The sequence below is a fragment of the Bacteroidota bacterium genome (genome assembly GCA_018816945.1).
In the GTDB taxonomy this organism is placed as follows: Bacteria; Bacteroidota; Bacteroidia; order Bacteroidales.
In genome coordinates, this window is the sequence record JAHIVC010000041.1 from 42,843 (window position 1) to 65,001 (window position 22,159).

Below are 22,159 nucleotides of genomic sequence, written 5' to 3' on the forward strand. Positions count from 1 at the left end.
ATCTATATTTTAGTTTTTTCGGGCAAGTGCCCAAACTACTACAGGGAAATAGGCTTGGTTTTTTAATGATCCAAACCAACCTCTTGGAGCCCAACCTCGACGCAGGTTTGCTCTTACACAGCTTTTATTCCCCCACGAATAAGTTTTAATATTTTCCAGATCAAAACCGCATTCATGCAAAAAATATTTCATACCAGTTTCGGTCCATCGCGTACAATCTTCCGGCATGGGATGGATTTTAATTAAGAATGGGGTTGCTACTAAAAAATAAGCTCCGGGCTTTAACATTTCATAAACATTTTTTGCTGCACGATATGGATATAATAAATGCTCAAAAATCTGATCTGCTATGATTAAATCAAACTGCTTATCCAGCTTATCTTTACAAATATCGAACTCTGGATACTCAGTTGCCTGATACGATTTAAAACCCAAATGCTGCCAGTTGTCAGCACCTGATATTTCTAGTGTGTCCAATTTTTCCGGATGTAGCTGGTTTAACAGAGCATAACATTCTCTGTACATGACCGTTCTAACCCATTGCTTATGATCATATCGAATAAACTTAAGTATTGGTATGATTTTTTCTTTATTATCTTGCAGCCAACCCATAAGAAAGTTTAATTAATTAATTATGTAATTTAAATTTAGCCTTTGTTTAGTGACGTTAAATATAAAAAAAAATTAGGATTTTTTTAATCAAAACATTCGATAGCAATATTATCAGAAAATAGAGACATATCCAGCATTTAGGATATTTACTAAATTTACATAAAAAAATCTCAAAGAACGGATGAACAACACCCCACTGGTTTCTATAATTACAGTTAACTATAACAGGTTACAAGATACAATCGAACTGTTTGAATCTATTGGCAAGATTACGTATTCAAATATTGAACTAATCCTCATTGACAACGGATCAGATGATGATCTGGCTTTATTAGAACGAAAATTTCCAAACTTAAGACTTATCAAAAATGAAAATAATTTGGGGTTCGCAGCAGCCAATAATATCGGAATTAAACTGGCTAAGGGCAAGTACATTTTATTGATAAATAATGATGTAATTGTTACTCCTGATTTTTTAACAAGTTTGGTTCGGAAATTAGAGAAGGAGCAAAGCATTGGAATCGTAAGTCCAAAAATATATTATTATTACATACCGGAGATGATTCAATATGCAGGATTTACCGACATTAACCCTATTACCATTCGTAATAAGGGTATTGGATTCAATGAGCTTGAGTCGGGTAAATATGACGAAGAAAAAGAGACTTATTATGCCCACGGTGCGGCCTTTTTATTTCGAAGTGAACTTATTGATAAAATCGGGTTTATGAGTGAAATATTTTTTCTTTATTATGAAGAAATGGACTGGTGCAAACGAGTAAGAAACAGCGGATATAAAATTTATTATATACCTCAATCAATCATTTATCATAAAGATTCTGCTACGACAGGTGCCGATAGTCCTCTGAAAACCTATTATTTAAATCGCGGTCGGCTAATATATATGCGTAGAAATGTAAAATTTCCTTTATTGATTTTAAGTGGTTTGTATCAGGTTTTATTTGCTTTCCCAAAGAATTATCTCAGATTGCTGATTCAAAAAAAATGGACCCATGCCCATGCTTATAAAAATGCTTTTCTTTGGTTTTATAAACATTTTTTTTCAAAAAAAATATTGGTAGATCAGTTTAAATTTGATCTTGACAGGAGATTATAGTAACTTGCCGACAAATCACATTAGACTCTATGATCCCTAAAAAGAGGAGAACTGAATATCCGCTTATCTCAATAATAACAGTTAACTATAACCATTCGGAGGTTACTTGTGAACTCATTGAATCATTGAACAAAATTTCGTATCCAAATATTGAAATTATTGTAATTGATAATTGTTCGCCCGATGATGATCCCAAGTTAATAAAAAGAAGATTTCCTAATATTATATTGGTTGAAAACCCTATCAATTATGGTTTTGCAGCCGGAAACAATTATGGTTTGATGAGAGCCCGTGGGAAATATGTTTTATTGCTTAATAATGACACTGTTGTTACCGAAAACTTTATTGAACCTTTATTAGAGAAACTGGAATCTGACTTATCAATTGGTGCCGTTAGCCCTAAAATTAGATTTTTTCACACACCCGACACCATTCAGTACGCCGGATATACACCTATTGATAATCGAACCATGCGTAATTTTTCAATAGGTTACAACGAAGTTGATAAAGGACAGTACGATCATGATAGGGAAACTGCTTATGCACATGGAGCAGCCATGATGGTTCCAATGGAAATTGTAAAGCAAATTGGGATGATGTCTTATATTTTCTTTTTGTATTATGAAGAAGCCGATTGGTGTGCCCGGATTCACAAAGCAGGTTATAAAATGTTTTATGTTCATGATTCTCTGATTTACCATAAGGAATCCATCTCAACAGGCAAATTGAGCCCAATGAAAATATACTATCAGAATAGAAATCGTCTGGTATTCATGAGAAGAAATATCAAAGGAAAAGATTTTTACATAGGAATTTTCTATCAGTTATTCGTCGCAATACCAAAAAATGCATTAAAATTTTTCTTTAAAGGGAAGTTCCAGCTATTCCATGCCTATAATCGAGCAATTGGTTGGCATTTAAAAAATTTATTTAATAAGGAAATACATGAGAACCCCATGTTATAGTATTTTTTATTTCGTATTTTTATTCAAATATTTAAGAAGGCACAGATGATATTTATCACCATATTACAGTTAATGATCCTGCTATACCTTGGGCTGGCCTCATTATACATATTTGTATTTGCCCTGGCTTCCTTTTTTTACAAAGAAAAAAAAGGTGTATCTACCAATAAAATAAGAAAGTTTTTAGTACTCATTCCGGCATATAAGGAAGACGTTGTTATTGTTAATGTGGCGAAAGACGCTTTAAATCAGGATTATCCCAGCGAGTTGTATGATGTTTATGTACTAGCTGATCAACTTCAAAAATCAACAATTGAAAAAATCAAAGCTTTTTCTGTAAATGTAATTGAAGTTTCTTTTGCGATTAGCACAAAAGCAAAGTCTATTAATGAAGGCCTTAGAATAGCAGGCGAAGGTTATGATGCTGTTGTAATATTGGATGCAGATAATTTAATGGATTCGAACTTTATTAGCCGATCCAATGAATTAATGAATTCGGGAATTGAAGTAATACAAGGACACCGGGTTGCAAAAAATATGGATACCCATTTTTCTATTCTGGATGCAATAAGCGAAGAAATTAATAATAGTGTTTTCAGAAAGGGGCATGTTGCTTTGGGTTTATCGGCAGCACTCATTGGTTCGGGAATGGTTATTGAATACAACATTTTTAAAAAAATAATGGCAAAAGCCGACACATTTGCCGAAGATAAAGAACTTGAATTTAAATTATTATTGAATAAACATTCAATTGAGTATTTGGATAGTGTATATATTTATGATGAGAAAGTTAGTAAACCCGAAGTCTTTGTAAAACAACGCTCTCGTTGGTTGGCATTTCAGCTGATTTATGCAAAGAGATTTGTTTTTGACGCTTTTGTCGAATTATTTGTTCGGGGCAATGTTGATTTCTTCGATAAAGTGATGCAACAACTTCTACCTCCTCGTATTATACTGCTTGGGTTAACTTTCATCATAAGCTTATTCTCTATACTATTTAATTCAGGCTTTCTTTTTTACGCTTGGTTTGCACAGGCAACTCTTTGCTTTCTCGGAATTTTCATGGCTGTTCCAAAACAATTTTATAATATCAATGCCGTAAAAGCAGTTTTTAGCCTGCCACTTGGGTTCATATTGATGTTCAAATCTTTATTCCGTTATCAAGATGCAAAAAAGAATTTTGAACCTACACCTCACATTCATTCTACCATAAATAGAGGAAACCATGCTGTTAAACCTAAAAAAACTTAACAATGATTTTTACTGATATTTTGCAATTCATTTTGATCATATATTTAGGGTTATCAAGCTTTTACATTTTCATTTTCGCATTTGCCAGCATTTTTGCAGTTCGCCCCAAAATGCCATCATTTAATGCGATGAGGAAATATGCCGTATTGATACCCGGATACAAAGAAGATCAAGTTATTATTGATGTTGCCGCTGACGCTTTAAATCAGGATTATCCCAAAGAATTCTATGACGTTATCGTTATTGCAGATTCGTTTAAAAAGGAAACCCTAGATGAACTTTCAAAGCTAAATGTGAGGATTATTGAAGTTAGCTTCGAACTTAGCACCAAGTCAAAAGCATTAAATGCAGCAATGAATGAATTGGGTGATGATTATGATGTGGCTGTTGTTTTGGATGCAGATAACATTATGCAAGTTGACTTTATTTCAAAAGTTAACCGAGCATTTAACCTTGGATTTACTGCTGTACAAGGTCATCGGGTCGCAAAAAACACTAACACAAACTTCGCCATACTTGATGCCATAAGTGAAGAAGTCAATAACCGGATTTTCAGAAAAGGACATCGTGTTTTGGGTTTATCTGCCGCATTAATCGGATCAGGAATGGCCATTGATTATAAGTATTTCAAAAATATGATGAAATCAATTAAAGCCGTTGGTGGTTTTGATAAAGAAATTGAGTTACAAATTCTTAAAGAAACACGTATTATTGGCTACCTTGATGATGCTTATGTTTATGACGAAAAAGTTCAAAAAGCAGAAGTTTTCTCAAACCAAAGAAGAAGGTGGTTGTCGGCTCAAATTCATTATTTCAGTAAGGATTTTTTGAATTCAGTGAAGCATTTATTCAAATATCGAAATTTTGACTATTTCGATAAAGCCATTCAATTCATCCAACCTCCCAGAATTATGCTACTTGGATTGCTAGGTATCATCAACATTTTATCAATACTTTTCAATTCCAATGAATGGATGATGGCATGGTTATATGTGCTTGCAGCAGTCATTTTAACATTCATCTTTTCAATTCCCGGTAAATTTTATAACTTTAAAACACTATTTGCCCTGATCACCTTGCCTAAAGCATTCTTTTTAATGTTTCTTTCATTATTAAGGGTTAGGGGAGCAAACAAAAAGTTCATTCATACTGAACACACAAGTACTTAACTAATATAAAAGCACCAAATATGAAGATAGGTATTGAAGGTCAACGACTATTTCGTGTAAAAAAGCACGGAATGGACATGGTAGCTCTTGAGCTTATAAACTATTTGCAAGAGATCGATCACGAAAATGAATACGTGGTATTTGTAAAACCGGATGAGGACAAACACTGTTTAAAGCAAACAAAAAACTTTAAGATTGTTGAATTAGCCGGAGGCCCCTATCCAACATGGGAACAATTTGCATTACCAAAAGCAGCGCGTGCAGAAGGTTGCGATATATTACATTGTACCAGTAACACAGCTCCAATCAATACAAAAATACCTTTGATTATCACTTTGCATGATATCATCTACATGGAAAGCATAGCTATTTTCAAAAAGGGAGGCACCTGGTATCAAAAAATCGGGAATATGTATCGCCGATATGTGGTACCTAAAAACATTAAAAAGAGTAAAAAAATCATCACAGTTTCAAAATTTGAACGTGATAGAATCAAAGGCTTTTTCGGTCATTCAAAAAATGATAATCGACTTGTTGCCATTTATAACGGAGTGAGCGAACATTTTCGACAAATAGATGATAAACAAGAATTGGCCCGAGTTAAAGCTTTATATAATTTACCTGATAAATTTATTTTCTTCCTTGGAAATACCGATCCAAAAAAGAATACGCCAAATGTATTAAAAGCTTTTTCTGATTTTATTAAAACCTCAGATGAAAAAATCCCTTTACTCATGTTGGACTTTGGGGCAGGCTATCTTGAAAAAATCCTTGCCGATATCGGACATAAAGATTTGATGGAACACATTATGCTCACAGGATATATCAAAAACACCGATTTACCTGCCATCTATAATTTATGTGAGCTATTTCTTTATCCTTCGATGAGAGAAAGCTTTGGGATCCCTATTCTTGAAGCAATGAAAAGCGGGGCACCCGTAATAACTTCCAACACCTCTTCGATGCCCGAAATTTCAGGAGGAAATGCATATATTGTTGACCCGACTAAACCCGAGGAAATCACTAAAGGAATTCACAAAATCCTTTCTGATAAAAATTACAGGGATGATATTGTACAAAGGGGCTTGAAACAAGCTGAAAAATTCTCATGGAGAACGATGGCTGAAGAAGTACTCGAATTATATAAAGAGGTTTATAAACAAACACATTAATTCTTTCTTCAAAACAACTAAACCTATGATAAAAGATCGTGATATAATAGTTTATGGTTTACAACCTTTCGATTTGGGAATTGCAAGCACCTGCAAATATACTGCACTGGAAATGTCGAAAAACAACAGGGTTCTCTATGTTAATTCGCCACTGCAGCGAAAATTCGCCATGTTTCATAAAGACTTGCCCGAAGTTCAAAAACGGCTTAAAATATTAAAGGGTGAAGCTCCTGATCTGGAACAAATCAACGATAAAATGTGGACCTTGTATCCAAGGACAATGTCTGAATCGATCAATTGGATAAAATCTGTATCTATATTTAATTTCTTTAATAAAATAAACGATAAAAGATTTGCTCGAAAAATAAAGGAAACTGCCGATAAACTAGGGTTTAAAAACTACTTGCTGTTTAATGATAATTCGATGATTACCGGTTTTTATTTAAAAGAATTATTAAAACCCGATGTATTTATTTATTTACTAAGAGATGCCGTTATATTGGTTCCATACCATGCCTATCACGGAAGTCGTTTACAGCCCCAAATTATTGCCAAAGCCGATATCACAGTCACTAATTCTGATTATTTTGCTGAATATGCACGACAAACCAATCCCAACTCTTATATGATTGGTCAGGGTTGCGATTTAAGCAGATACAATGATGATGATGGAAAATTAGAAATTCCTGGTGACTTAAAAGGGATTAAAAAGCCCATTATTGGTTATGTCGGCTTCCTCACTGAAATCAGACTTGATATTGAGGTATTGGTTCACATAGCTGAACAAAGAACTGATTGGAACCTGGTATTGGTTGGGCCTGAAGATGAAGCATTCAAAAAAAGCAAACTGCATCAATTATCAAACGTTATTTTCTTGGGAAGAAAAGATCCCAGTGAATTGGCGGCATACATTAAAGGTTTTGATGTTGCCTTAAATCCTCAAATAGTAAATCCGATTACCGATATAAATTATCCGCTTAAAATAGATGAATATTTGGCTATGGGAAAACCTACCGTTGCTACTAAAACCACATTCATGGCCTATTTTAAAGACATTACTTATTTACCATCAACAAAAGAAGAATATATTATCGAAATCGATAAGGCTCTAAAAGAAGATTCACCGGAATTAGCTAAAAAAAGAATTGCGGTTGCATCTAGTCATTCGTGGGGTAATTTTGTTGATCAAATTTATAATCACATCAACGATTTGTATAAGAAAAGAAAACAATAAAGCCATTTATGATAAAAGGGAAAGACATTATCGTACATGGATTGCAAAGCCTTGATTCTCCAATTGGGAGTAACTGCGTGAATCTTGCCTATGAGTTTGCAAAAAAAAACAGGGTACTTTATGTCAATTATCCACTTGATAGGCTTACCAGTATTCGACATCGGTCCGATTCTCTTGTTAAAAAGCGATTGAGCATCATAAAAGGCAAGGAAAATGGATTGGTTAGAATTAATGATTCGATGTGGAATTTGTTTCCCGATGTTATACTTGAATCAATCAACCAAATTAGCTTTAGACCCCTTTTCAACCTTCTAAATAATTTAAATAATAAGAAATACGCGAAATCGATAACTCAAGCTATACGAAAACTTGAATTTAAAGATTATATCATTTTTAACGATAGTGATTTCACGAGAGCCTTAAACTTTAAAGATATTTTAAAACCTAAAGTTAGTGTTTACTATACACGTGATAATATGCGGGCAACGGATTATTTCCGCATGCATGGCGCAAAATTTGAAGACGCTTTAATGCAAAAATCTGATTTGGTTGTTGCAAACTCAGTTTATCTTCAGCAAATAGCAAAAAAAGTTAATCAGCATTCTTATTATGTAGGCCAAGGATGTGATCTGACCCTATTCAATCCAAATACAGTAAAAGAAATTCCTTCTGAATTAAATGATATTAAAAAACCAATGATCGGCTATATTGGTGCATTGAAGAGTTCAAGACTGGATATTAAAACGATAGCACATATCGCAAAAGCAAAGCCAAATTGGAGCATCGTTTTAGTTGGCCCTGAAGATGAGCAATTCAAGAGCAGCGATTTACATCGTCTGAAGAATGTTCATTTTATTGGATCAAGACCAATGGATAAATTACCAAATTATTTGCTTTCATTTGATGTTGCATTTAATCCGCAAGCATTAAACCCCTTAACCATTGGGAATTATCCCCGTAAAATTGATGAATATCTGGCAATGGGAAAAGCTGTAGTAGCGACAAAAACTGAAACCATGGAAGTTTTCAAAGATTATTGTTATTTAGCATCCGACAATGAAGAATATGTGCAACTAATCGAAAAGGCACTCGTTGAAAACAACAATGAAAGAACTCTGGCAAGAATCAAATTCGCAGAATCGCACAGTTGGGAAAATAATGTGAATGAAATTTATAGATCCATATTAAAAGTTGCACCAAACATTTAATAATTATGGGATTAAAAGAAAAAATAAAAGCGAGTCCAAAACTCAAAAAATTGACCATCTGGGCATTAACCCCAAAAAATCAACCCAGACCAAGATTATGGGTCAAACTTTTTGTCAACCCATTGGTACACAAAAAAGGCAAAGGTTCGCGTATCCGAAAGAGAACCCGGATTGATGTTCTGCCCTGGAACAATTTTAGTTTAGGCGATTATTCAACCATCGAGGATTTTACAACCATTAACAACGGTGTTGGTGATGTGATTATTGGTGACCGGACCAGAATAGGTTTAGGGAATACATTTATCGGTCCGATAAAGGTCGGCAACGATATCATGTTTGCACAGAATATTGTAATGTCGGGCTTAAATCACGGTTATGAAGACATTAACCTATCAATCCATGATCAACCTGTTACAACCGCTCAAATCACCATAGAAGATGAAGCATGGATCGGTGCTAATTCGGTTATTGTTGCCGGGATCACCGTCGGTAAGCACTCCATTGTTGCAGCAGGTAGTGTAGTAACTAAAGATGTACCTCCCTACTCCATTGTTGCCGGCAATCCGGCTAAATTATTAAAACAATATAATCCTGAAACACAAACCTGGGAAAGGGTTTAAAACTAACAATGAATTCGTTTGCAAAATTATCATATCTTAACATTTTCAGAAAGTTCTTTATTTTCTTGAAATATCTTTCGGATAATTTATCAAATGGTGAATTCCGATTAGCCTGGATTAGCTTTAAATACTTAATTGTAAAAAGATCCAATTCGACCGACACGGTTATTAAGTCAAATAACGGGTTATTTCATATTCGAAAAAACACCATCGATTTTAAGTTGGCGAACAGTGCTTATGAATATCTGGTCCTAAAAAAATTCAGATCACTGTTGCCTTTGTATAATCTTTTTATCGATATAGGGGCTAATATCGGAACATACAGTATTATTGCAGCCAAAAACGGAGTGAAATGTATCGCCTTTGAACCGGTGTTGACCAATTATATTTCATTGAAAAAAAACATACAATTAAATCGTTTGGAAGAATTTATCGAACCGATGATGATTGGTTTGGCAGAGAAAGCTTCGAAAGCAAGATTCAATTACGATCCGTTGAAGCCCGGTGCATCGAGTATTCATCCGATAAAAAGAACATCTGAAATTCTCGAAATTGAATTGAAGGTATTTGATGATTTGAATTGTGTATCAACTGAAACAAATAAAATATTGATTAAAATTGATGTGGAAGGAATGGAATTGAATGTTTTGAAAGGAATGGAAAAAATACTTAGCAATAAAAAAGACATTTGCCTCATTATCGAAACCAAACATTCAGGTGATACTGAAATTAAGAAGATGTTAAATCAATTTGGGGATTTCAAGTTTGAAAACATTGATGAATTTAATATGTTAGCTACTAAATCAAATAACTAATTTTAAAAGCCATGATGACATTAAAAATATTTTTTTGGATTTCGCTGTTTATCGTATTTTATGCCTATATCGGCTATGGGATTTTACTTTATTTCATGATTAAAATAAAGCGGATTTTAAAATTAGGAAGAAAAAAAATAATCAATCCCGATTATGAACCGGAAGTCACTCTTTTCGTAGCAGCATATAATGAAAAGGATTATGTATATGCAAAAGTTAAAAATTCGTATGAGTTGGAATATCCACACGAAAAAGTTAGACAAGTTTGGGTAACAGACGGTTCGGATGATGGAACTCCCGACATTTTAAGAAAGTATGCGGATAAAGGAGTTGAAGTGTATCATGAAGATGCAAGAGGCGGAAAAATAGGCGCAATGAATCGAGGGGTTAAGTTTGTCAAGTCGCCGATTGTGATTTTTTCAGACGGAAATACCATGTTGGGCAAAGAATCCATTCGGCGAATTGTAAATTTGTTTAGTGATCCCAAAGTTGGCTGCGTTTCGGGCGAAAAAAGAATTTTCCAGAAAGACAAAGACACTGCTGCAGGAACAGAGGGCATTTATTGGAAATATGAATCATTATTAAAAAAATGGGATGCCGAATTATATTCAGTAGTCGGGGCAGCCGGTGAATTATTTGCAATACGCACGGAACTATTCCAACACGTTGAAAAAGACACTTTGCTCGATGATATGATTATTTCGCTTCGGGTAGCAATGCAGGGATATACCATTCAATACGACCCTGAAGCTTATGCCATTGAAACTGCATCAGCCAATGTTAAGGAGGAATTAAAGCGAAAAATCAGAATTTCTGCAGGAGGTCTGCAATCAATTATCAGATTGAAAAGCCTGTTAAATGTTTTTAAATACGGATTATTGTCTTTTCAATTTATTTCACATAGAGTATTACGATGGACACTCGCCCCTCTATCTTTACCAATCTTATTAATTTTAAATGCAATTATTATTTTTCAAAGTGGATTGTTTGATTTCAACCGGTTATTTACCTGGCTTTTTTGGGCACAAATATTTTTCTATGTCACCGCACTGCTCGGTTGGTATTTGGAAAATAAAAAAATCAAGATTAAAGTTTTTTTCATCCCGTATTATTTTTTTATAATGAATCTTTCGGTATTCCTTGGTTTCAGAAGATTTCTTAAAGGGCAGCAATCGGTTAATTGGGAACGTGCCAAACGAGGAATGTAATTTCTGGGAGATTGGGGTTTTATCATCAAATAAAAATTTCATTTTGAATTAAAATTTTTCTTACCACTAAGAGATTTACCTATAATTATAAGTTTTATTATTCATTACTTTTACTAAAAAGTACTTAAATCTTGAAACTTTCATCGGTTAAAAGAGTTAAGAAAGAATCTATGAATTGGTAATTATGAGATATATTAATCATCCAAAGATTATTTATTTACGTTTTTATATCTTTTTATCTCTGATTTTTAGTTTGGGCATTTCCTTATATGGGCAATCCAATAATCATTTAATTAGCAGAACAACCACCGTTATTGATGGTGGAACTTATGCTCCCGGTGATACAATTTGCTTACTAACCGGAGCAGGCGGCCTAGAAGGTGAAGGTGAATATTTTTTGTTCAGAAATATACACGGAACAAGCAGTAAACCAATAGTTATCATCAATTCAGGTGGACAGGTTAAAATTATTACCTCGCATAACTATGGAATTAAATTTCAAAATTGTTCATACATAAAAATGAGCGGTGCCGGTCATTCAAATTTCAAATATGGCATCAAGGTTTCACATGTTCAAAACGGAGCAGGATTAAGCATCGACAATTTAAGCACGGATGTAGAGCTTGAAAATCTGGAAATTTCTAATACTCCGATTGCAGGGATTTATGCTAAAACTGAGCCCAGCTGCGATCTTACATCAGTTCGTGGCAATTTTACCATGTACAATATTAAAATTCATGATTGCTATTTGCATGATATCGGAGAAGAAGGTATGTATATTGGAAGTTCAAAATACACAGGGCAAGCAATTGTAGGTTGCGATACATTATTACCTCATGTAATCGAAGGGGTCCAGATATACAACAACATAATTGAAAATACCGGATGGGATGGGATCCAGGTTAGTTCGACCACAAAAAATTGTGCCATTTATAATAATATAATCAGAAATGATAGTTACAAAGAAACTCAGTTTCAGATGAGTGGAATTTTAATTGGAGGAGGAAGTAGTTGTGATTGTTATAATAATATGATATTCGACGGAAAGGGAGATGGTATTGATATTTTAGGATTCGGCAATCACAAAATTTATAATAATTTAATTGTTAGAGCCGGAAAATCCTATCAACCAAGCTTCCTTCCAACCAATCCTTATTATCAAAAACACGGAATCTGGGTTGGACATGTTGATACTAAAGCCAATTCTGAGTTTTTAATTTATAATAATACCATAGTTAGCCCTAAAACTTATGGATTAAAATTAACAAATACCCAGATAGGCAACTATATCATTAAAAACAATATCATTGTTGATCCGGGTGCTTATAGTGTTTTGGGAGAAAGTTCCTTTATGAATATTAGTGATGGAATCCGTTATCAAACAGCTAATAATTTGTTGAAAGGCCAAATTTCCGATATTCAATTTCAAAATTCATCTGCAAATAATTTTGATTTAAAAATTACTTCTCCGGCCGTAAATACCGGACAAAATCTGTCTTCTTTTTCTTATAATTTAACTTTTGATATACTTAATAGGCCAAGGCCATATGGTAACGGTTATGATATTGGGGCCTATGAAAGTCAGGAATCAATAAATGGAATAAGTGATAATATAATTAATGGTTCTATCTCAATATTACAAAAAGTTGTACCTAATCCTGTAAACACATCAGCAGCCATTAAATATGATTTACCAAAAGCCATGCGGGTGAATTTATATGTAGTGGATGAACTAGGTCGGGTTATTAAGACACTTGTTAATGAATATCAATCACCAAACACATATCAAATCAATATCAATAAAGAAATGTTCAATACAGGTTTTTATTTTTTAATCCTTGAATGTAATTTGGGAAGATTCAGTGAAAAATTTATAATTATTTAATAGATGGACTTTACTGATTTGGAAGAAAGGCTAAAACCCGAAAGTTAAAACTTAATAAATAAATATCAATTTGTATATTCGTTTTAGAAAAACAGTTACAATTTAAAATAGAAAGTAGATAAGTCATGAAATCAGCAATAAAAAAATATATTCCTTATGCTTTAGGCAAAAAACTTCGCGGAAGCTGGCAAATTGTACAATCTATTTTCTATATCGGAAATAAATACTACTGTCCTTTTTGCAAGAGTAAGCTACGCAAGCTATTACCGGGAGGATTTGACCTTCCTGTAATAACAGAAAAAAGAATCATCGGGGCCGGAAGAAGAAATAATTGTATCTGTCCAAGATGCTATTCAACCGATAGAGATCGATTGATTTATCTTTATTTAACTCATTTTACGGATATTAGTACTGAACACAATAAAATGCTGCATGTTGCACCATCTGGAAGTTTAAAAGCTCTTTTAAGTGCAATTCCCAACCTTGAATATCAGGAAGGAATTAAGCACCACGAAGGTTTTTATTATTCAAAAGATATATCCATCATTGATATTCGAAAACTCGATATTGAAGACAACACCTTCAACATTATATTTTGCAACCATGTTCTTGAGCATATTCCGGAAGATTTGCAAGCAATGAAAGAATTATATCGTGTACTTAAACCTGGAGGATGGGCCTTATTACAGGTACCTGTTTCGAGAGTATTAAGAGAAACTTATGAAGACTTTTCAATTACCGACGAGAGAGAAAGGGAAGATCATTTTGGACAATTTGACCATGTGAGAATTTATGGTTCTGATTACCCAAAACGTCTTGAAACAGCTGGTTTTACAGTTGAACAGATAAATCCAAGCATTAGATGGGATATTCCGGATATCGAAAAATATGCGATAAACACCGAAGAAACCTTATACATTGCCCATAAAAAATAGGATTAAATGAAACAAATGATCTATTTAATTTTAGTTTTAGGGATATTTGACCCGCAATATTTGTTTGCTTTTCAGGATAGCACTCAAACAGAGCTATTAAATAAAACCCCCGATGAAGAGAAAAATATTCAAGAATTACTTAAAATAGGCGAAACTTTCATATCAAAATCGGATTATGTTAGTGCTGCCGGTGTTTTAATAAAAGCCGGACAGAATTCTCAACTTTTATCAGATTCAAAACTCAAAGCAGATTTAAATTACCAGATGGCCGATTTATACTTTAAATCAAAGCTTCCTGAGGATGCATTATTACCTTCTCAAATAGCAGTATCTCTTTACAAAGACTTAGGTGATGTTAATAATGAACTGAAAGCCTGCTTGTTGACTGCATTTATTTACTCCGAAGCCAATAAATACGATTCTGCAATTATCCAATTAAAATCAGCATTGAAAATTGCTCAATCGATAGGTAATAGTGAAATGGTTTCAGTTGTTTTTAAAAATCTCGGATTCAATCATGCCAAAATCCAGGATTTTGCCAATGCAATTATGTACTACCAATCTGCCGGATTAATTTTTGAATCAGGAAATAAAACTGAAAATTTAGCAGCCAACTATTTTGCAATTGGCAATATTCAATTCGACCAAAAAAACTATGAAGCAGCTTTTAGCAGTTTTAAAAATGCGCTTGACCATGCCTCAAATAGTAATCTAAATATTTTAATTGCAAACAGCTCCTTTCATTTAGGGGAAATCTCTTTGAAAAGAGCAGAATCATCCTCAGCTCTAAAATATTTTCAGAATGTATTAGAATTAAACGATGCTGAGGAGATTTACATGGTTAAGTCACGTAGTTATCAAAAATCATCTCAGATTTATGAAAATAATGGTAATATAAAGTTAGCACTCCAGCAAATTAAACATGCCAAAGACTATTTTTTACTGGCAAAAAATTATACAGAGCGACTTCAGTCGGATTTATCATCTACTCAAAATCAAATCAAAGTAATCAACAACCAAATAACATATAAAGCTTTAAGTAGGTCTTTGGAAGAATGCAAGTCAAAAAATAAAACCCTACTTATACTCTTGATTAGTTTAGGTTCCATCCAAGGTTTACTTATTTTGTTATTATTTATCAGATTCAGAAAGAAGAATAAAGTATCTCATTCAACAATTCAAAATAAGCAAAATGAACTTGAACAACTTCAAGCCTCATTAAAAATAGTAAATCAAAAAATAGAATCAGAAGTTGGTAAGCGGACAAAAGAAATAAAAGAAGAACTGGATAAAAGATTGGAAATTGATATAGAATTAAAGAAAGCACTTAAAAATGCCGAAGATGCCAATTATTTAAAAAATGCCTTTTTATCAAACATGAGCCATGAAATTCGTACCCCATTAAATGGAATTATTGGATTTTCCAATTTATTGGTTACCGAATTATCGATCATGGAAAATCAGGAATTATTTGATTTCGCAAATGGAATACAACAAAGTGGCGACAGATTGCTACACCTACTTAATAATATCATTGATATTAGCCGTATTGAAGCTAATGACATGGAGGTACAACTTATACCCTGTAAGATCAATGAAATCATTGAGAATGTGGCAAACCTATATAAGTTTAAGGCAAATGAAAAAAAATTAAAATTCAACACAAAGTACAATGAAGTCCCGGATGTACTAGTTGATGAACACAATATCACAAAAATTATTAGCGACATCATAGATAATGCGGTAAAATATACGGATAAGGGATTCATCAACGTTATAACTGATTATGATGCAGATGAAAACATGGTAATCATCTCAATAAAAGATACTGGAATTGGAATAGATGAATCTTATATTAATCACGTTTTTGAGGCATTTCGTCAGGAAAGTCTGGGATATTCCCGTAATTATCAGGGAGCAGGTTTGGGATTACCATTGGCTAAAAGACTAATTAGTTTGATGAAGGGTGACATCATAGTAGAGTCAAAAAAAGGGGTTGGAACAACAGTTAAAATTCTTTTAAAAACCAGTGCCAATCCTGCTCAATTGAAAGCGAAAGATGAACCAAGAGGAGAATCCGTAAACATACAAGATCGTGATGATGGTAAAAAAATTAATATCTTCATTGTTGAAGATGATAGAATGAACAGACTTGTATTAAGTAAGATGCTTGATAAAGTCGGGAATAATTCATTGGCAGTTGACGGTGAAGAAACCATCAGTATAATAGAGAGAGCATATAAAAACGGTGTGATATTTGATGTTATGCTTTTCGACATTAACTTGCCTGCACCGTGGGATGGGATTAAATTAATGCATGAAGTAAAAAGCAGATGGAAAGAGTATAAATTTATTCCATTTATTGCACAAACTGCTTATGCAATGGCTGGAGACAGGGAAAGACTATTAGATGCCGGATTTGACAATTATATTGCAAAACCGGTTAATAAGAATGAATTGATAAGTATTATTTTTAAACATGTTGGAATAACCGTTAATAATGAAATTTAAATGCCATTTTTATTATGGATAATACAAAAGAAGGTTTATTTAAGGAAAATCAAGAACTAAAAAAACACATTAGGTTACTTGAAACTCAAATAAAGGAATATCAGGAAAAAACCGATGCTTCCAATCAATTAAAATCAATGTTTCTGGCAAATATTAGTCATGAAATTAGAACTCCAATGAATGGAATTATTGGAATGTACAATGTTTTGAAACAAACAGATTTAACTGATGAACAACAGGAATTTCTTGATATTATCAATCTTTCAGGAAATAATCTATTAACTATTATTGATGATATTTTAGATTTATCCCGCATTGAAGCCGGGCAACTTATTCTTGAAAACAATAAATTCTTTTTATCTAATGAAGTTAATTCTGTAATTGATTTATTAGAAAATAAAGCTAAAGGAAAAGGGATAAAACTTTATACCAGCTTTGAAAGCAGCACCCCAAATGCATATATTGGTGATCCCGCCAGGCTTAAACAAATTTTAATTAATCTTACAAATAACGCAATTAAGTATACCAAGGAAGGTAGTGTTACCATAAAAATTGAATCGGATAAAATTGAATCTGATTATTGTTTGATGAAGTTTAGCGTTATCGATACAGGAATAGGGATTACTAAAGATGGCCAGGAAAAACTTTTCAAGGCTTTCTCACAAATTGACTCAACAACTACTCGAAAATATGGAGGTACTGGCCTTGGACTTGCGATCGCAAAAAACCTTTCATCACTGATGGGAGGAGAAATAGGTGTTGAAAGTGAGGAAGGGAAAGGATCTAAATTTTGGTTTACGGCAAAAATTCAGAGAAATCAGGACATTCCGGATTTAATTGAAAAAAACAAACTTGTTGTAAAGCAAAAAACCTTAAATCCGCTCAATATACTATTAGTGGAAGATAATTTTTTAAATCAAAAATTTGCAATAGCAACTTTACGTAAAGAAGGTCATAATATTGATATCGCTGAAAATGGTAAAATTGCAGTCGATTTATTCAAGAAGAGCAAATATGATATAATTTTGATGGATATCCAAATGCCCGTTATGGATGGAATTGAAGCAACCAAAGAGATTAGAAAAATAGAAATGAAAAGTGCGAAAAAAGAACATACAAGGATTATTGCAATTACTGCTTATGTTATGGAAAGAGATAGATCAATGTGTTTGGGAGCAGGAATGAATGAATATCTCGCAAAGCCTTTTAAACCAAACGAGCTGATAAAATTAATTGAAAACATTTGTTAATATTTAATCCTATTCAACTATTGATGTCATATGGATTTGGTTTATTATCCCTGGAAACAAAAATAGTAATGTTCCTCATAAATTCTGGATTAATTAAGGAACTAAAATATAGCTGCTTACTAATAAAAAAATAATCTGGTCCAAAACAGCATATGTCCCAAAACAAGATCATAGTCTTATATTGGGACTTATGTAGATTATGATCCTATCGATTTAATTATTTATCAAAAATAAAAATTGATTTTACTAACACAATATTATCTTTCATTAACAACAAATTTGGCAGCAAGGGATGAATTACCCTGTTCAACATATATGTATAATATTAAACTATCGGAAAGAGTCAAAATAGTTTTATGACTTAAAAACACTTAAAGATGACTATGATGTGAGATTACTTAATATTCATGGAATTGGATTTCGGTCGATCACAAATAACTAAAAATTAAAACTTATCAACCCTACTCGCCTTGCTTATCCCCTTAACTTTTACAAGTTTATGCAACAGTTCATCTAAATGTTCGTTATTTCGTATCTGTACTTTGATTTTTGCTTCGAATTGCCCATTCCCTGTTTCAACTTTAAATGAGAGCATATTAACTTTAAGATCTTTGGAAATGACATCTGTAAGTTCGCCAATAATGCCAATTCTATCTATACCCACCACTTTAACATTGGTAATATAAGTGGGAGCTTCAGCATCTTGCCATTTTACTTCAATAACCCGATAACTATATTTTTCTAACATTTGAGCAGCATTCGGACAATTTACCCTGTGAATGGTAATTCCTTTCCCCACAGTCACGAAACCAAAAACAGCATCCCCTGAAATTGGGTTACAACATTTTGCTAATGAATGATTCACATTTTTCAGCTTATCATTTATCATCAAAAAATCACTTTTATCCCTTTCCGCTACTTTTCCTAATTCTATAGGTAATTCCTGTTTTTCTTTATATTCGAGAACGTCTTCGCCTTCCAAAAGTTTGCGGATTTTCGCAAGATCAATTTTTTCGGTCGCAACAGAATAAAAGAAATCTACCGAAGTTTTAAACTTAAATTGCTTAATTATTTTATCAATACTGTCCTCATTATAGGGAATTTTCCAACTTTTAAATTTCCTGCGAATAATTTCCGTACCAACTTCAGCTTCTTTATATTTCTCTTCAAGGAGCGCTCTTTTAATTCGTCCCTTCGCTTTATTTGTGATTACAAAATTCAGCCAATCAAGTTTTGGTTTTTGATTTTTACCGGTAATAATTTCAACTTCATCGCCATTATTAAGAATATACCTGATTGGAACTACCTTACCATTTACTTTAGCACCGCTGCATGTTGACCCAATATTTGTGTGGATTTCAAAAGCAAAATCCAGTACAGTTGAACCAATGGGCAATTGTTTCAAATCGCCTTGTGGTGTGAAAATAAAAATTTTATCATTCGAACGTTTTTTTTGATCTACCAGCTCATCATCAAAATAGATTTGATTAGGATTTTCTAAAATATCACGTACCTGCTCTAACCAACTTTCCGAGTCTTTTTTACTACCAAAACCTTTATAACGCCAGTGAGCAGCAAGCCCTTTTTCAGCATTTTCATCCATACGTTTCGATCGAATCTGAACTTCCACCCATTTATTGTTTGGATCTTTTACAGTTGTGTGCAATGATTCATAACCGGAAGCTTTCGGGGTAGTTATCCAATCTCGAAGCCTTTTAGGATTCGGTGAATAGATATTTGTGACAATGGAATAAACGCGCCAGCAATCTTCCTTTTCCTTATTAGCCTCACTATTTGTGATAATTCGTACCGCAAAAATATCATATATCTCCTCAAACTCAACATTTTGGCGCTTCATTTTGGTCCATAAGGAATAGACAGATTTTGGGCGACTTTTAAATTCACAATCAATACCCTGAACGGTCAATTCGCGCTGAATCGGGTTAATGAAATGTTGCAAAAATGATTTTTGTTTTGTTTTGCTCGACTGTATTTTCTCCATGAGAGACTGATAAACCTCAGGGTGCGAATATTTCATTGAGAGCTCTTCCAAATCAGATTTGATCTTATAGAGCCCTAAACGGTGAGCGATGGGTATATAAATATGAATAACTTCATCAAGATAGTCTGATCGCTTTTCTATAGGTAATTTCTCATAATTCCGGATATCGTATAAGCGATGAGAAATTTTGATCAAGATAACCCTGATATCATCAATTAAAGTAAGAAAAAGCTTTCTGAAATTTTCAGACTGAACCGAAAGTTTGGTTGTTTGAAGATTAGATATTCTGTTAAATCCTGTTAATATTCCTGCAATGTTTTTATCAAATTTTTTCTGAACTTCCGACTGAGTTATTTCCTTATTCTCATATAAATTATGAAGCAGTGTGCTAACAACAGCAACGGCCCCTAATCCCATTTCATTAACTTCAATAAGGGATATTTCGATTGCATGATAAATATCTAATCCTTTGGAATTATCAAAATCGCGAACTTCAGCCTTATAGGCTAATTCGTATGCTTTTGCAATTTTCCGCAACTCCGTTTCCGTAGCAAACTTATTGCAAGCTTCAATTAATTCAAGGTATTTCTCATTAACTTTCAGCCTACGATCTTCACTTATCATCATAATTTAAAGTTAGCAAAAATCTTCATAAAAAAAGCGTTCATGATAATTCATAAACGCTTATTTTTCATGATAATTATCAAGCTTATTTTTTACTCATATCAGTACCACCTTTTCTTCCCGACTTAGGTCCTGAATCTGATATTGAATCACGCATCCGGGTATCAGATTCAATATTTTTAAATTTATAATAATCCATTATTCCAAGATTACCGCTACGGAATGCTTCAGCCATTGCTTTAGGTATTTCAGCTTCTGCCTGAATAACATTTGCACGAGCTTCCTGAGCCTTGGCTTTCATCTCCTGCTCAACAGCCACAGCCATTGCCCTTCTTTCTTCTGCCTTAGCCTGTGCAATATTTTTATCGGCATTTGCCTGATCCATTTGTAATACCGCACCAATATTTTTTCCAATATCTATATCAGCAATATCAATAGAAAGTATCTCAAATGCAGTACCTGAATCCAATCCTTTATCAAGTACTAGTTTAGAAATGGTGTCAGGGTTTTCAAGAACACTTTTATGCGAGGCAGCAGAACCAATTGAAGATACGACACCTTCTCCTACTCTCGCTAAAATTGTTTCTTCCCCGGCACCTCCAACTAATTGCTTAATATTTGCCCGAACGGTTACCCTTGCTTTAGCAATAAGCTGGATTCCATCTTTTGCAACTGCAGTAACAGGTGGTGTATCAATTACTTTTGGATTAACCGACATTTGAACCGCTTGTAAGACATCTCTTCCTGCCAAATCAATTGCAGTTGCAACTTTAAAGTCCAGTGCAATATTTGCCTTATCGGCAGATATTAGGGCATTTACAACAGATACTACATTACCGCCTGCAAGAAAATGAGCTTCCATCTCATCACGGTTTACTTTTAGACCTGCTTTAGTGGCCGAGATCATACTCCGCACAATTAATTGTGGTGGCACTTTTCTCCATCGCATAAATACAAGTTGAATTAACGAAATCCTTACACCCGATAAAAGGGCAGTAAACCATAAACCAACAGGAATAAAATAAAAAATAATCCAAAGACCGAATATTGATCCAATCCCAATGGCTAAAAAAGCTACTACTTCTGGTTGTTCCATAATATTTTATTATTATTTTTGTTTTACTAATATTTTATTGTGTTCTATACTAACTACTTCTATTTCAATATTCTGGTCGATGAAAGTTCCATAAGTATGAACCTCATAATATTCATTATTAAAAATGGCCTTTCCGGTAGGAACCAATCGCGAAATTGATTTTCCAATATCACCTTTTTTAATCTTCGCACTATCAATTTCGTTTACTTTTCCTTTAATCTCAGTTTGTAGCATCATTTTTTTCCATGTTTTCGAACGAAGAGACAGTACCAAAGAAACTACGGATAAAATTAAAGTTGATCCTAATACTATGTGACCCGCGGTAAGTCCATAAACTGCATAAGTTTGCCAAATACCCACGGCCATAATAATTAATCCAATAACACCAGCTATACCCTGACCCGGTATAACTAAAATTTCCAATACAATAAATGTAAGACCTATGATAATTAAGACAGTAATAATTGTCCAATTCATTTCAAATA

Annotated in this window: 18 protein-coding genes; 14 read left to right on the forward strand and 4 right to left on the reverse strand. The window is 33.5% G+C overall.

Annotated elements, in window-relative coordinates; genetic code table 11:
* Nucleotides 1-9 precede the first annotated feature (9 nt).
* Entirely contained in the window at nucleotides 10-612 is a 603-nt protein-coding gene (locus KKG99_06900) for a class I SAM-dependent methyltransferase (GenBank protein MBU1012714.1), read from the reverse strand.
* A 181-nt stretch (nucleotides 613-793) separates the two neighbouring features.
* Here KKG99_06900 and KKG99_06905 point away from each other — a divergent pair, with 181 nt between their 5' ends.
* The 14 genes from KKG99_06905 (at nucleotide 794) to KKG99_06970 (ending at nucleotide 17,952) form a co-directional block, all read left to right on the forward strand.
* Nucleotides 794-1,729, forward strand: a complete 936-nt coding sequence (locus KKG99_06905; protein ID MBU1012715.1) for a glycosyltransferase family 2 protein — start codon at nucleotides 794-796, stop codon at nucleotides 1,727-1,729.
* Nucleotides 1,730-1,758: 29 nt separating this feature from the next.
* Nucleotides 1,759-2,694 carry a glycosyltransferase family 2 protein gene (locus tag KKG99_06910; protein ID MBU1012716.1) on the forward strand — a complete coding sequence of 312 codons (936 nt, stop codon included), beginning with the start codon at nucleotides 1,759-1,761 and terminating at the stop codon, nucleotides 2,692-2,694.
* 45 nt (nucleotides 2,695-2,739) lie between these two features.
* Nucleotides 2,740-3,945, forward strand: coding sequence for a glycosyltransferase (locus tag KKG99_06915; GenBank protein ID MBU1012717.1), 1,206 nt, complete (start codon nucleotides 2,740-2,742; stop codon nucleotides 3,943-3,945).
* 128 nt (nucleotides 3,946-4,073) lie between these two features.
* A complete protein-coding gene (locus KKG99_06920) occupies nucleotides 4,074-5,114 on the forward strand; it encodes a glycosyltransferase family 2 protein (GenBank protein MBU1012718.1) in 1,041 nt (346 codons plus the stop codon).
* 20 nt (nucleotides 5,115-5,134) lie between these two features.
* Nucleotides 5,135-6,286 carry a glycosyltransferase family 4 protein gene (locus tag KKG99_06925; protein MBU1012719.1) on the forward strand — a complete coding sequence of 384 codons (1,152 nt, stop codon included), beginning with the start codon at nucleotides 5,135-5,137 and terminating at the stop codon, nucleotides 6,284-6,286.
* 25 nt (nucleotides 6,287-6,311) lie between these two features.
* The gene (locus tag KKG99_06930; protein ID MBU1012720.1) at nucleotides 6,312-7,520 is read left to right on the forward strand and encodes a glycosyltransferase; all 1,209 of its coding nucleotides are present in this window, start codon (nucleotides 6,312-6,314) and stop codon (nucleotides 7,518-7,520) included.
* An 8-nt stretch (nucleotides 7,521-7,528) separates the two neighbouring features.
* On the forward strand, nucleotides 7,529-8,728 hold the full coding sequence (locus KKG99_06935; protein ID MBU1012721.1) for a glycosyltransferase: 1,200 nt from the start codon (nucleotides 7,529-7,531) through the stop codon (nucleotides 8,726-8,728).
* 5 nt (nucleotides 8,729-8,733) lie between these two features.
* Nucleotides 8,734-9,348 (forward strand): acyltransferase, encoded by a 615-nt coding sequence (locus KKG99_06940; GenBank protein MBU1012722.1) that lies wholly within the window; start codon nucleotides 8,734-8,736, stop codon nucleotides 9,346-9,348.
* Nucleotides 9,349-9,356: 8 nt separating this feature from the next.
* The gene (locus KKG99_06945) at nucleotides 9,357-10,163 is read left to right on the forward strand and encodes an FkbM family methyltransferase (GenBank protein ID MBU1012723.1); all 807 of its coding nucleotides are present in this window, start codon (nucleotides 9,357-9,359) and stop codon (nucleotides 10,161-10,163) included.
* 11 nt (nucleotides 10,164-10,174) lie between these two features.
* On the forward strand, nucleotides 10,175-11,371 hold the full coding sequence (locus KKG99_06950) for a glycosyltransferase family 2 protein (GenBank protein ID MBU1012724.1): 1,197 nt from the start codon (nucleotides 10,175-10,177) through the stop codon (nucleotides 11,369-11,371).
* A 184-nt stretch (nucleotides 11,372-11,555) separates the two neighbouring features.
* Nucleotides 11,556-13,256: a right-handed parallel beta-helix repeat-containing protein gene (locus KKG99_06955; protein ID MBU1012725.1), complete on the forward strand. Its 1,701-nt coding sequence runs from the start codon at nucleotides 11,556-11,558 to the stop codon at nucleotides 13,254-13,256.
* A 125-nt stretch (nucleotides 13,257-13,381) separates the two neighbouring features.
* Nucleotides 13,382-14,191: a methyltransferase domain-containing protein gene (locus KKG99_06960; GenBank protein ID MBU1012726.1), complete on the forward strand. Its 810-nt coding sequence runs from the start codon at nucleotides 13,382-13,384 to the stop codon at nucleotides 14,189-14,191.
* A 6-nt stretch (nucleotides 14,192-14,197) separates the two neighbouring features.
* Nucleotides 14,198-16,702, forward strand: coding sequence for a response regulator (locus KKG99_06965; GenBank protein MBU1012727.1), 2,505 nt, complete (start codon nucleotides 14,198-14,200; stop codon nucleotides 16,700-16,702).
* A gap of 14 nt (nucleotides 16,703-16,716) precedes the next feature.
* Nucleotides 16,717-17,952 (forward strand): response regulator, encoded by a 1,236-nt coding sequence (locus KKG99_06970; protein ID MBU1012728.1) that lies wholly within the window; start codon nucleotides 16,717-16,719, stop codon nucleotides 17,950-17,952.
* Nucleotides 17,953-18,397: 445 nt separating this feature from the next.
* Here the strand turns inward: KKG99_06970 and KKG99_06975 are convergent, their stop codons facing one another.
* The 3 genes from KKG99_06975 to KKG99_06985 all read right to left on the reverse strand — a co-directional run bounded on the left by KKG99_06975 (nucleotide 18,398) and on the right by KKG99_06985 (nucleotide 22,151).
* Nucleotides 18,398-20,581 (reverse strand): RelA/SpoT family protein, encoded by a 2,184-nt coding sequence (locus KKG99_06975; GenBank protein ID MBU1012729.1) that lies wholly within the window; start codon nucleotides 20,579-20,581, stop codon nucleotides 18,398-18,400.
* Between the two features lie 82 nt (nucleotides 20,582-20,663).
* Nucleotides 20,664-21,674, reverse strand: coding sequence for a flotillin-like protein FloA (gene floA, locus KKG99_06980; protein ID MBU1012730.1), 1,011 nt, complete (start codon nucleotides 21,672-21,674; stop codon nucleotides 20,664-20,666).
* 12 nt (nucleotides 21,675-21,686) lie between these two features.
* A complete protein-coding gene (locus KKG99_06985) occupies nucleotides 21,687-22,151 on the reverse strand; it encodes a hypothetical protein (protein ID MBU1012731.1) in 465 nt (154 codons plus the stop codon).
* Between the last annotated feature and the right edge of the window lie 8 nt (nucleotides 22,152-22,159).